The 12755-nt window shown below is 65.8% G+C and carries 10 protein-coding genes; 5 read left to right on the forward strand and 5 right to left on the reverse strand.

Annotated elements, in window-relative coordinates; genetic code table 11:
• Nucleotide 1: 1 nt before the first annotated feature.
• From AB1A62_RS08425 to AB1A62_RS08435, 3 genes are read left to right on the forward strand one after another with little or no spacing between them, the layout of a single operon-like run.
• A complete protein-coding gene (locus AB1A62_RS08425) occupies nucleotides 2-883 on the forward strand; it encodes a hypothetical protein (RefSeq protein WP_366661067.1) in 882 nt (293 codons plus the stop codon).
• A complete protein-coding gene (locus AB1A62_RS08430; RefSeq protein ID WP_366661068.1) occupies nucleotides 880-3384 on the forward strand; it encodes a hypothetical protein in 2505 nt (834 codons plus the stop codon). The genes AB1A62_RS08425 and AB1A62_RS08430 overlap by 4 nt, the downstream gene beginning before the upstream one ends.
• A complete protein-coding gene (locus AB1A62_RS08435) occupies nucleotides 3381-4217 on the forward strand; it encodes a glycosyltransferase (protein ID WP_366661069.1) in 837 nt (278 codons plus the stop codon). The genes AB1A62_RS08430 and AB1A62_RS08435 overlap by 4 nt, the downstream gene beginning before the upstream one ends.
• Nucleotides 4218-4319: 102 nt before the next feature.
• Here AB1A62_RS08435 and AB1A62_RS08440 read toward each other — a convergent pair whose 3' ends face one another.
• The gene (locus tag AB1A62_RS08440; RefSeq protein WP_366661070.1) at nucleotides 4320-5528 is read right to left on the reverse strand and encodes a glycosyltransferase; all 1209 of its coding nucleotides are present in this window, start codon (nucleotides 5526-5528) and stop codon (nucleotides 4320-4322) included.
• Between the two features lie 237 nt (nucleotides 5529-5765).
• Here AB1A62_RS08440 and AB1A62_RS08445 point away from each other — a divergent pair, with 237 nt between their 5' ends.
• The gene (locus tag AB1A62_RS08445; RefSeq protein WP_366661071.1) at nucleotides 5766-7136 is read left to right on the forward strand and encodes an oligosaccharide flippase family protein; all 1371 of its coding nucleotides are present in this window, start codon (nucleotides 5766-5768) and stop codon (nucleotides 7134-7136) included.
• 57 nt (nucleotides 7137-7193) lie between these two features.
• On the opposite strand, the gene AB1A62_RS08450 is transcribed toward AB1A62_RS08445, so the two are convergent.
• The 3 genes from AB1A62_RS08450 to AB1A62_RS08460 form a co-directional block, all read right to left on the reverse strand.
• On the reverse strand, nucleotides 7194-8438 hold the full coding sequence (locus tag AB1A62_RS08450) for a DUF874 domain-containing protein (protein WP_366661072.1): 1245 nt from the start codon (nucleotides 8436-8438) through the stop codon (nucleotides 7194-7196).
• Between the two features lie 115 nt (nucleotides 8439-8553).
• Nucleotides 8554-9480, reverse strand: coding sequence for a CpsD/CapB family tyrosine-protein kinase (locus tag AB1A62_RS08455; protein ID WP_366661073.1), 927 nt, complete (start codon nucleotides 9478-9480; stop codon nucleotides 8554-8556).
• 73 nt (nucleotides 9481-9553) lie between these two features.
• Complete coding sequence (locus AB1A62_RS08460) at nucleotides 9554-10222, reverse strand: sugar transferase (protein WP_366661222.1); 669 nt, start codon at nucleotides 10220-10222, stop codon at nucleotides 9554-9556.
• Between the two features lie 814 nt (nucleotides 10223-11036).
• Here AB1A62_RS08460 and AB1A62_RS08465 point away from each other — a divergent pair.
• The gene (locus AB1A62_RS08465; protein WP_366661074.1) at nucleotides 11037-11888 is read left to right on the forward strand and encodes a 2-dehydro-3-deoxygalactonokinase; all 852 of its coding nucleotides are present in this window, start codon (nucleotides 11037-11039) and stop codon (nucleotides 11886-11888) included.
• A 62-nt stretch (nucleotides 11889-11950) separates the two neighbouring features.
• Here the strand turns inward: AB1A62_RS08465 and AB1A62_RS08470 are convergent, their stop codons facing one another.
• Nucleotides 11951-12751: a TIGR03084 family metal-binding protein gene (locus AB1A62_RS08470; protein ID WP_366661075.1), complete on the reverse strand. Its 801-nt coding sequence runs from the start codon at nucleotides 12749-12751 to the stop codon at nucleotides 11951-11953.
• Between the last annotated feature and the right edge of the window lie 4 nt (nucleotides 12752-12755).

Genomic DNA, 12755 nt, shown 5'->3' on the forward strand with positions numbered 1-12755 from the left:
GATGGCATTTGCGACCCGCAGCCGGTCTGTTCCTGTGCCGCCGCCGCTGAGCCCGCCGGACGGGCCGCTGAAGGTTTTCCACCTAGGCCATTCGCTGGTCGGGCCGGACATCCCGCATATGCTGGCGCAGCTGGCGCCGGAGGGGCATGACTTCAACAGCCAGCTGGGGTCCGGCACGCCGCTGAGGGCGCATTGGGAGCCGGGAGAGGATATCCTCGATTTCGAAACGGCCAACCGCACGCCTGCCTACCGGGATGCGAGGGAAGCCATCGGCTCGGGCGAATACGGCGCGGTGGTGCTGACCGAAATGGTGGAGCTGCGCGATGCGATCAAGTACTTCGATGCGGCCAAGTATCTGGCGAAATGGGCGGATCTGGCGCGCGGCGCCTCTCCGCGGCCTCGCCTTTACCTGTATGAAACGTGGCACCGGCTGGACGACCCCGATGGCTGGCTGGAGCGGATTGACGGCGATCTGGAGACACTGTGGACACGCAAGCTGCTGGGCACCGACAGCCGCCGCAACCCGCAGCAGCCGGTTTATCTGATCCCCGGCGGGCAGGTGCTGGCTGCGATGGCCCGCGCGGCAGAAGCCGGGGGGATCCCAGGACTGGCTTCACGTGAATCGCTGTTCGCCCGTACGCCTGAAGGCGATCTCGACACCATCCACATTAACGACCTTGGGGCCTATGCCATTGCCCTGACCCATTACGCGGTGCTGTATCTGCGCTCGCCGGAAGGCCTGCCGCACCAGCTGACCCGCGCGGACGGCACACCGGCGCAGGCGTTCAGCCCGGAGGCGGCGGCCAAAGTGCAGCAGATCGTCTGGCAGGCGGTGCGCAGCCTGCCCCGGACCGGTCTGGCCGTGGCGGGAGCGCCGGCATGAAGCTGGAGGCGCTGATCACCTCGGTCGTGATGATCGGCCATTCACTGTTCGGTCCGGACAATCCGCAAATGCTGGAGCAGCTGCTGGACGCGCGCGGGGAGGCCGCAGTCGAGGCGCAGATCATCAATGGTGCACCGCTCAGCTACAACTGGCAGCACAGTGGCAACGCCGAAGGCGTTGATTCACGTGAAAGACTGACCCGGCCCGCTGATGCGGTGATCCTGACAGAAGCCATCCCGCTGGCCAACCACCTGAAATGGAGCGGAACCGAACAGGCGGTTACGCAATTTTATGAACTGGCGCGCACCACCAATCCGGAGGTGCAGTTCTATCTGCAGGAAACCTGGCACAGCCTGGACAGTGGCACCGGCGCCGAAGTGCCCTTTGACGATGGTGCGGAAGTTCCTTGGCGGGTGCGGCTGGAACAGGACCTGCCGCGCTGGCAGACGGTGGTGGAAGAAGTCAATGCCACCACCGGCGGTGACATAAAACTGCTGCCCGCAGGCCAGGCGATGGCGCGGCTGGATGATGCCATTCAGGCGGGCACCATGCCGGAGCTGGCCAGCATCCGTGATGTCTTTGCCGATGATATCCATCCCAATGCCACGGGCTTCTACTTCCTGGCCCTGCTGCAGTATGCGGTGCTGACTGGTAAGGACCCTGCAGGCCTGCCGCACCGGCTGACAGACCGCTGGGACAAGCCCTATTCTGCACCCTCGGCTGAGCTGGCGGCGCGGCTGCAGGCAATCGCCTGGGCCGCAGCCCAGGGAGCCAGTGTGCGCACAGCGGCCTTGCCTGCGGAACCTGCACCGCTGCCGCAGGATCCCCCCCCGCCCGTACTGAACGCGGCAGTGCTGGAGGGCGCGCTGGCGCCAGCCCAACCGGCGTCCCGCCAGCCCATCGCCATCAATCTGGCAGGAATTGCAGACTGGAGCACCCAGGCGCCGTTTCTGGACCACTTCAAAACCGCGCGCCCCTGGATCGGCCTTCTGCCTGGGCGCTGGGGAGGGGCAGATCACGGCGACCTGCTGGCGGCCGGCTATCTGGACCCGGCGGGCTGGCCCACCGCGATCCCGCCTGAGCTGAGTTCGATCGGCACGGTGATTTTGACCGACTTGCCGGAGGAGGCATCGTCGCTGGCGGGCCGCTATGTGCTGCGGTTTGAGGGGGAGGGCATTGTCGAGGTTCTTGGCCGGGCCACAAATGTCCGCTACGGCAAGGGCGAGGTGCGGTTCGATTTCACCCCCGGCCCCGGCCCGGTGGAAATCCGCATCCAGCGCATGGGCCGCGGTGGCGATTATGTCCGCAACATCTCCGTCGTGAAGGTAGAGCATCTGGACGCCTATGACGGCGGCGCTCTGTTCAACCCGCTGTGGCTGGACCATCTGGACGGCTTTGCCGCGCTGCGGTTCATGGACTGGATGGGTACCAATGACTCGCAGCAAACGGGATGGGAGGACCGGCCGCTGCCCTCGGACTACACCTGGGCGCTGAAGGGTGTTCCGGCGGAAGTGATGCTGACGCTGGCCAACAGGCTGGGTGCGGATCCCTGGTTCACCATGCCGCATAAGGCGGATGACACATACGTCCGGCAATTCGCCCGGCTGGCAGAGCACGGGCTGGAGGAGGACCTGCGCGTTTACGTGGAGTATTCCAACGAGGTCTGGAACTGGCAATTCCAGCAGGCTGCCTGGGCCGATGCGCAAGCACAGGCCCGCTGGGGTGGCGAAAACCTTTGGATGCAATTCTACGGCGGCCGTGCGGCGGAGGTGGTGCAAATCTGGACCGAGGTGTTCGGCAAAAACAGCAGCCGGCTGGTGCGCGTGATCTCCTCGCAGACCGGCTGGCTGGGACTGGAGGAACAGGTTCTGACGGCGCCGCTTTGGAAGGCAGAGCAGGCCGGGCGGCAGGCGCCTGCCGCCTATTTCGATGCCTATGCAGTAACCGGCTATTTCGGCGGCATGTTAGGATTGCAGGAGCGCGCCGGACAGGTCCGTGCCTGGATTGCAGCCAGCCGGGAGCACGCCCAAGCGGCGGCGGCAGACAGAGGGCTGAGGAGCACGGCGGCATCGGAATTTCTGGTGCGGCACCAGTATGATGCGGCCAACGCCCAGGCCGGGGCGGAACTGCGCGACGGGCTGATCTCGGGCGACGCTGCTGACACGCTAAGCGATCTTTTGGGCCGGGTGCTGCCCTATCACGCCGGGGTCGCGCAAAAACACGGGCTGGAGCTGATCATGTATGAGGGCGGCAGTCATGTGGTGGGCATCGGCCCGATGGTCGAGGATGAGGCCCTGACCGGCTTCTTCACCCATTTCAACTACAGCCCCGAGATGGCCGCGCTGTATCAGGAGCTGCTGGCGGGCTGGCAAGCGCTTGGCGGCAGCCTGTTCACCGCCTATGCCGATGTCGGGGCACCTGGAAAATGGGGCAGCTGGGGGGCCTTGCGCACCCTGAGCGATCGGAACCCCCGTTGGAATGCGCTGGAGGCCGTGAAATGACCCCCCGGGTGTCCGTGCTGATCCCGGCCCACAATGAGGCTGAATACATTGAAGACTGCCTCGAGGCGGTCTTTGCCTCCGCCTCCCTGCCCGCGGGCATGACAGCGGAGGTGCTGGTGCTGGCCAATGGCTGCACCGATTCCACTGCGGCACTGGCCCGTGCAGCAGTGCCGCCCCAAGGCTGGCAGGTGCAGGTTCTGGAGCTGCCGGAAGGCGGCAAGCTGGGCGCGCTGAATGCCGGCGACGCGGCGGCGCGCGGGGATATCCTGATCTATCTGGACGCCGATGTGCTGGTTTCATCCGGCCTGATTCCCCAAATCGCCGCGGCGCTGGCCCTTGATGCACCACGCTATGCCAGCGGCCGCCCGCAGGTAGCCTTGGCCCAAAGCGCGGTGACCCAGGCCTATGCGCGGCTGTGGACGCGGCTGCCGTTCTTTTCCAGCGGGGTGCCGGGGTTCGGTATCTTTGCGATGACCCGCAGGGGCCGTCAGCGATGGGGCGACTGGCCTGATATCATTGCCGATGACATCTTTGCCCGGCTGAACTTTGCCCCGCAGGAGCGGGTGCAGGTTCCGGCAGGCTACAGCTGGCCGATGGTCGAAGGCTTCCGCAACCTGGTGAAAGTGCGGCGGCGGCAGAATGCCGGGGTGGCGGAAGTGGCGGAGAAATATCCGCAGCTGATGCAGAACGAGGACACGCCGCGGGCCGGGGCCGGCACGGCTGTTAACCTGCTGCTGCGCGATCCGGCTGGTCTCCTGACTTACGCCGCTGTTTCCCTGGCGGTGAAGTCACCGCTGTTTGCCTCCCGCAGCCGCTGGACCCGCGGCCGCTGAAAGCCCCCGCTGGAAGCGCTCCCGCACCCGCCGAATGCCTGAATACGTCAGACCGCCCTTGGCTGCCTTGGGCTTGGCCCGGAGCCGGGCGGGAGCCCCTTGTTATTCCCTGAGGGCGGCGCGGATATGTGCTGCCAGCCGGGCCGCTTCCTTGGCGCTATCGTGACACTCCAGCACACGGGCGCGGCCGGCACGGCCCATGGCGGCAAGCTGTTCCTGCGGAGTTTGCGACAACTCCAGGACCGTCTCGGCCAGTGCGGTTTCATCCCCTGCTGGCACCAGCCAGCCGGTTTGCCCCGTCAGCACCAGTTCCGGCGTTCCGGCGATATAGGTGGCGATTACCGGGCGAGCAGCAGCCATTGCCTCCATAACCACCATCGGCAGGCCCTCGGCAAAGGAGGGCATCACCAGTGCATGGGCGCGGGCCAGTTCCTCCCGCACGCCCTCCTCTGCCAGCCAGCCGGTGAGGGTGATGTTCCGCTGCAGCCCCTGTTCTGCAATGGCCCTCTCCAGTTCCGGGCGCATCTCTCCATCGCCGATCAGAGCCAGATGCAGGTCCGGGATATGCTGCACCAACTGCGCCATGGCCCGGACCAGAACCATCTGGCCTTTCTGCTCGACGAACCGCCCGATGGCCGCCAGCCGCAGCGGTCCTTGGGGCAACGGCCCGGGATCTGCGAAGCGCTCCGGCTCAATGCCGCAATGCACCACCTTCAGGCTGTCCCACTTGCCAAAGGGTGCCCAGCGGCTCAGTTGGCTTTTGCCGAAACTGCTGACCGCCACTGTGAAGTCCGCGCGGCTGATCTTCTCCTCCAGGGACAGCGAGCGGGGGGCGTCGAATTCCTCCGGCCCGTGCACAGTGAAACTGTAGGCGGGGCCGCCCAGCACATGCGCCAGCATTGCCACAGCGGCGGAATTGGTGCCGAAGTGCGCGTGCATGTGCTGCACGCCCTCCGCCGCGCAGCGCTGTTTCACTTGGGCCGCTTCGCCGAGGTAGATCAGGTGCCGCATTACTCCCTTGTCCGAGGCTTGCGCCAGTTTCACCGCCAGAGCCAGCGCCTGCGCGAAACGGCGCGGGGCTGCCAGCACCTCTATTGCCAAGGCGGCCAGAAGACGGACTGCGCCAGCCTGAAGCACGTATTCAGTGCGCGCAGCCTCGGCCTGGTCGCCGGGATCGGCCAGAGCCGCGCCGGAGGGGCGCATCGCCAGGCGCAGAACTTCCACGCCCTGTCGCTCCAGCGCCTGCAGCTCGCGGCGGATGAAGCTGTGCGAGGGCTGCGGATAGGTGTTCAGGATATAGGCAATCTTCAACGCAGCGGTTTCCCTGCAAAAGCATGTATCCGCGGCAGGTTAGCGACGGATTGGCGGCTTGCCCAGCACCCCTTGCCGCTTGTCCCGCAGGCGTGGAGAATGCGGCACAGGCACCGGGATTGTCGCAGCATTTCCAGCGTTTGCACTGCTCCAGCTCGTAGCAGGCGCCCGCAAGATTGACGCCCCTGCCCCGCCCGCCTAGCCTGCGGCACCGGGGTTTTGGGGAATTGCGCCGACATGCAGCGGGTGGCTTCGTTTTTTGCCGGTCAGGGGATGGTGGCGCGGGTTCTGCGTTCCGCCTCCTGGCTGATGATCGGATATGGCGGCAGCCAGGCGCTGCGGCTGGCCTCCAACCTGATCCTCACGCGCATCCTGTTCCCCGAGGCCTTCGGCCTGATGGCGCTGGTCACGGTGGTGACAGTGGGGCTGTCGCTGTTCTCGGATGTGGGCATCGGGCCGTCGATTGCCCAGAACAAGCGTGGCGATGATCCGGCGTTTCTGGACACCGCATGGACCATCCAGGTGATCCGCGGGTTCGGATTGTGGGCACTGACAGCGCTGCTGGCCTGGCCTGCGGCTGCGTTCTACGGCGCGCCGGAACTGCTGATCTACCTGCCCATTGCCGGTGCCGGGCTGGCGATTGCCGGCTTCAACCCGACCCGGATCGAGACCGCGCACCGGCAACTGCTGGCCGGGCGGGTCACGGCGCTGGATCTGGCAGGCCAGGCCATCGGACTGGCCGCGATGGTCGGGCTGGCGCTGGCGACTCAATCAGTGATCGCGCTCGTTCTGGGCGGGGTCATTCAGGCCGCGGCCAAGATGGCCCTGTGCCACTATGGCCTGCCCGGAGCCGCCAACCACTTCCGCTGGGAGAAGGCGGCGGCGCGGGAACTCATTCATTTCGGCAAGTGGATTTTCCTGTCCACAGCCTTCTGGTTCCTGACCTCGCAAGGGGACCGGGCGATCCTGGGCAAGTTCGTGCCGCTGGAGGTGCTGGGGATCTACAACATCGGCTATTTCCTGGCGAGTTTTCCGATGCTGCTGGGCCATGCGGTGAACCAGCGGCTGATGATCCCGGTCTACCGCGACAAACCTGCCCGGCAGGCGCCGGAGAACCTGCGGCGGCAGCGGCAGCTGCGCAGCGGGCTGACCGGAGGCATCCTCGGGTTGCTTTTGGTGATGGCTTGGGCCGGGCCTTGGCTGGTTCAGTTGCTGTATGATGACCGGTACATGCAAGCCGGGCCGATGATGGTGCTGATTGCGCTGGCGCTGGCGCCTGCGGTGATCACCATGACCTATGACCAGGCGGCGCTGGCGGCGGGCGACAGCCGCGGGTTCTTTGTTTTTTCTGCCGCCCGCGCCTGCCTGCAGACCGTTTTGTTCCTGGCAGGCGTGGCCTGGTTCGGGCTTGCGGGCGGTATTGCAGCGCTGGGGCTGGCGATGCTGGCGGCCTACCCGGTGCTGGTGCGGCTGGCGCGCAGGCATCACGTCTGGGACCCGCTGCATGATATCGGGTATGCGCTGTTCACCGTTGTGGCAGGCGCTGGGGCACTGAGCTGGCATTGGAAAGATATCGCGGTAATGACAGCGTCTTTGGGAGCGCTCTGATCAGTATTTGCACCACGCGCTCCCGGCGCTGCCCGTCCCGGGGGACAACGTCTAGAACTACGTGCCCCTGCGTTTGAACAGCCCGCGGCGCGGCTGCCGGGTGTCCATTATTGGGATCGACACCACGGGCACCAGACCGGTTTCGCGCTCCATTTGCGCGGCTGTGCGCAGCACCGGGTGGCGCAGTTCCTGCAGGAAGGCGGCCAGCAGCGCCAGAATAAGGCTGGCTGCAGCCCCCATCAGCGCCTTGGTTTTGCGCGCGCCCGTCACCGGGTAGTCCGGCAGCGGCGCCGGTTCGAGCACCGTCAGCCGCTCTGCCTGATGGCTGGTTTCAAGACGGAACCCTACCTCCGCCTCGTTGCGGCGGGCGGTCATCTGCGCCAGTTCTCCCTGCAACTGCGCCAGCCGGCGCTCATATGCGCCCAACTGGCGTTCAACCTCGGGCGTGGTCTGCAAGGAGGCCTCAAGCCCGGCCTTGCGCCGGGTCAGAAGCTCCTCTTGCGCGTCGAGCGTCGCAAGCTGCTGGTCAGCCTCTTCCCGCAAGCGGCGGGCGGTGGCAGCACGCTCTTTCGCCTGGGCTTGATCGGCGGCACGGCGGATCTCGATGCGCTCGCGGGCAATCTCCAGCAGGCCCTCGTTCATCGCCGCGATCTCTGCCCTGCGGAATTCGATGGTGCCCGGCAGGGTCACGTCATTTGCATTGCGGTAGGCAGCGATCTCATCCTCAAGCGCGGCGACCTGATCCGCCAGGGCGGCCTCCTTCTGGGCGAAGAAACTGAGCGTTTCACGGGCCTGGTCAATGCGGGTAGCGATGCTGAGTTCGATGGTGCGGCGTCCGAATTCGCTGGCAACCTGCTGCGCCTGCTCCGCCGTGGGCATCCGCGCGGTGATGGTCAGCACCGAGATGGTGCCGTCATCGGTAAAGCCTTCGCGCGCAGCGGCAACGCCGGTGATCTGCACGGCAGTCCGCAACTGCACCACCTTCTGCAGGTCAGTCAGCGCATCCTGATCGGCATACAGGCCGAACTTCTCGATGATTTCCAGCAGGGAACTGCGGGCCATCAGGCGCTGTTCGATCAGCTGCATGCGGCGGGCAGAGGAGCCTTCAACGGTGGATTTGGCCAGCTCGCCGGCAATCTGCGGCTGGGTGATCTGCAGCACCTCGGCGGTTTCGTATTCATGCTGCTGGCTGGCAGCGAACCACAGCGACACCAGGCAGCCAAGGACAAACACGCAAGCAATGGTGAACAGCCTGCGCCGCACCATATCAAGGAAGTCGCCCAGAGAATAAATCGGCCCCATTTGTCTGCTCTCATCCTGCCGGGGTGCCCGGCCCGTCCCAATGCCGCCGGCCCCGCACGGGCCGCCGCCCGGTTTTACACCATAGCAACCGGGCGAAACTATGACATTCGCGCAGTCAGTGCAGCGGGCTTTCCGACTTGCGCGCCCGGTTCAGCACCACCCCGAGAAGCTGGGCATGGCCCGCCAGCATCTTCTCGCAGGCGGCCAGCTGCGCCGCTGTTGTGCCGGTGCCGTCGGAAATCAGCAGCACCCCGTCCACCTGCGGCAGGAAGGCCGCGGTATCGTCATGCTCCAGCACCGGCGGCAGGTCGAACAAAGCAGTGTCCGCACCACTGCGCAGCATCAAGTCGTCCAAGGCTGCACCGCAGCTGCGGCTGTGCAGGATTTCGGCGGCGTCCTGGTCCGCTGCGCTGTTCAGCCCGACCGCCAGCGACGGCAGCGGGCGCAACAGGCAGTCCTCCATCGGAGCCGAGCCGGAAAGAAACGCGCCCATGCCCGCCTGGATCGGTATTCCCATGGCCTGCGCCACCCCGGGGCGGCGGAAGTTCATGTCCATCAGCACGGTGCGGCTGCCCGGCACCCGGGCCAGGCTGAGTGCCAGATTGACCGCTGAGAAGGTGGTACCGCAGCCTGACGACGGTGCCGCCACTGCAACCCGTTTCCAGCCGCGGGCCTTCAGAGTGTGCAACAACCGGGTGCGCAGCAGGTCAAAGGACTTGGCCGCAGGCGCGGTGCGGAAGCAGCTGACCAAGGGCAGGCGCCGCTGCTCCTTTGCGCCACCGTCGAACGGAACCTGGCGGATCCGGTCCCAGGGCTCCGGCAAGGTGGCGGGCAGCTGGGCAGAAGCGGGTGAGGCTGACGCAGCCAAGGGGCGTTCCCGATCTGCCTCGGAGGCAGAAGGCATGGCAGCCGCGGGCGCGCGACGGCGGCGGAACCGCTTGAAGCCTTGCTCGGTCATGCCGTCCTCATCTTCCTTCCGTGTCGCCTGCGGGTCCTGCACCGGGCTGGCGGTCAAGGCCCCTGGTACCGCAAAATGCTTCACAACCGTGCTCCCTGCAATGGCCGGCTGGTCCGCTGCCTGTGCCTTAAGGCTCGGGCAGCAGACCACACAGACCTTAATATCCCGTACCCTTCAGCACCACGCCAACGGTCCGCCAGATCAGCGACAGGTCGTGGCCCAGCGAAAGTCCCCGCCAGTATCCAGCGTCTGCCTGCGCCCGGCTGGCAAAGCTGCCCTCATTGCGGACCGACACCTGCCAAGCGCCGGTAATACCCGGCCGCAGGGCAAAATAGGCACGCGCATCGCCGTAAAGCGGTAGCTGTACCGGCATCATCGGGCGAGGCCCGACCAGGCTCATGTCACCCTTGGCCACGTTCCAAAGCTGCGGCAGTTCATCCAGCGAGGTAGCGCGCAGTAAGCGCCCGACGCGAGTGATCCGCGGATCGTTCTTGAGCTTTTGGGTGTCATCCCATTCCCGGCGCAGCGCCGGATCCGCGTCCAGGTAGTGCTGCAGCAGCTGGTCTGCATCCCGCACCATGGTGCGCAGCTTCAGAATGCGGAACGTCTGGCCGCCGCGACCCAGCCGCGCCTGCGTGTAGAAGGGCCGCCCGCCCTCCAGCCACAGCGCAGCGGCGCATAGCGCGATAAGCGGCAGAACCACCGGCAGGCTCAGCAGCAATAGCAGCAGATCCAGCCCGCGTTTTCCGCCCCCTGCGTATGCTCCGCCTCCAGAGCCGTTTATGGCTTGCCGCGCCGGTAACGGGCCACTCAGCGAGGCATTCATGTTTGCCGCCTGCATGTGCCGCGCTTTGAAAAACGGAGCGGCCACTTCCGACCACCCGCCTTCCGCGTCAACGCGCACAAAAGACAGCTCCGCCCCTCCGGGAACCATGTCTTTCATTCCACACCCCTCGTTCCAGCCGGTCGCCCGGCCGGACCGCCGCTGAATGCAGCGGTCAAGCAAATCTCATCCAGACAGTCCGCAAGCCATCGGCTGCGGAGTGCCGTTACCGATTTTCAGGTTCAAAACGGGGCGCGCCCCCACGCGCCCGCGCCATTTTTTTGCTGCCGTCCAATCCCCTGGCGGCGGTGCATTGCAGCACTCTGCCCTAATTAAGACATATTTAGACAATTGCGCGCAAAATTTTCGATTCCCCGCAAAAAGCCCTAAAACCATGCCTTGCAAAAGGGAAACCGGGAAACAATGAGAGGGTTTTGATTGAATTGTTTCCGAAGCAGACGGAGGCGTCACGGAATCAAAGCTACGGTGCAGGCGGGACTGTTGTTGCACTGCAGGATTGCGGGAATGCCCCTTGCTTCCTGAGGCTTAGCCCACGCCACGCGGGCCGGCACCAACAATCGAGCGGTTTCCCGCTTTTCCTTCAACCTGATGGTTCCGGGCCAGAAGAATGCACTCGCCTTTTGATAGCTGATTGCCAGTGCATTAGGCAATTCCCGGAAATGCGGCAGAGCGGCTGATTAGCCTGTGCTGCAATTGCCGCTTAACTCAACGCCGCAGCCCAGCAGGCAGCGCACTTGCCGGAACCCGGAAACACCGCCATAAGCCACAGGAAAGCGATGGCAGAGAGGGTGAGAACATGATGCAGCCTCCCGGCGGCGGCGCCAGCTGGCTGGCCGCAAATCTGGACGGAAACACACTGACCGCCTGGACCGTGACCGGCAGCACCGCAGGAACCGCGCAGGTGCAGCAGCTTCCGGACAGCGGCCCCGCTGCGCTGGCAGCAGGTTTGCGGCTTTTGCTGTCAGGCGACGCGTTGCCGGTGGTGCTGGGCGGCAGCTCCCTGGTCCCGCCGCAGAGGGTGCCAGCCGTGCCCGCAGAGTTGCCTTTGACGGCAACGCCGCTGGAAGGTCTGACCATCCATGCCCTGCCGGGTCTCAGCCAATCTGTGCCAGGCGGGCTGATTCAGGGGGGGCTGGCCAGGCTCCGCGGCTTTCTTCAGCTTAACCCGGATTGGGACGGGGTGGTTTGCCTGCCCGGCACCGCAGTCACCCATTGGGTGCAGGTCAGCGCCAAGGAAGCGGTCAGCTTCCAAAGCGCGCTGACCGGGCAGCTGGCGGCAGCGGTGGCGCAGCCTATGACACTGGCCGCCGCTGGTGACTGCAGCATGGAAGCGCTCGCCGAGGCGGCGGCGGATGGCATCGCCAAGCCGGAACTGCTGGCGGCCCGGCTGGCGGCACTGCAGGCCGAGGCCGCGCTGGGACAGCTGCAGCCGGACACTGTGCGCGGCAGGCTCTGGGGGCTGTTGCTGGGCTCTGAACTGGCCGCGGCCCGGCCCTACTGGCTGGGCCAGAATGTGGCGCTGCTTGCCGAGGCGCCGCTGCAGCCGCACTACGCCGCCGCGCTGGAGGCCCAAGGGCTGCCGGTCACGCTGGCAGATCCGCTGCGCATGACGCTGGAAGGGCTGAGCAGGGCCTGGGCCGCCCCCTGACCGCCGCGCCGGCCTACGGCGTCAGCTTTTTCGGGGTTTCCAGAACCCGCGGGGCCTAAACTTCAGCGGCCCGCCCTGAAGCGTGTTCCCTTGCCCGGCGGCGTCTCTGGCGGTCCGGCAAAGCACTGAGCAATGCGCATCCAGTTTTCCGCGGCTGCACCGGAGACCTGCAGCCGGGTATCCTGGATACTGCGCGCCTGAGTGACGACCTGTGCAAACTCCACCGCAGAGCCTTTGACATAAACCGCGTCCTGGGGGGCATTCCATTCCCAGACCGCGCCCGAAGGCCCGGTCAACTGGACAAAGGGCGCGGGCTCCGGCACGTCCAGCGCACGGTTGCGGAAGCTCCAGCCATAGGTCGCCACCCCCAGATGCGCGATGTTGCGGATGCGGTCCTGCTCCTGCCTCTCTTGCCCCAGAAGGTCGAACACCTCCTGCCCGTGCGCCCAGGTCTCCATCTGCCGTGCGGTCACGGAACTGAGCGCGCTCATGTCCGGCCCGATCCATTTCAATCGTGCCTTGGGGTCAGCGGTGGCGAAAGCGTCGGCGCAGCGCTCCGCCCCTTCCTGCCAGGCCGAAAACAGCGCCCGGCCGCTGAGGCCGTCCAGCCAGGGAAACTGGCATTCGAGGATTGAACGGCCGGCCCGCATGTCCCGAAGGACCGGCGCGATAAATGCGGCAAAGGCGTCCTCGCCCCGCAGCGACGCCTCTGCCGCGGCGTTGAACAGGTGCAGATGCCCCAGCACATGATCAATGGTCCAGCCTTTGAACTGGGTTTCGCGGTGGAACTCCGCTTCTGGCAGGTCCTCAAGGATGGCTGCCAGGGCGCGGCTCTCTGCGCGGAAATCTTCGGCCTGCTGCATGGCT

Source organism: Leisingera sp. JC11 (assembly GCF_040704725.1).
Taxonomy (GTDB): Bacteria; Pseudomonadota; Alphaproteobacteria; order Rhodobacterales; family Rhodobacteraceae; genus Leisingera.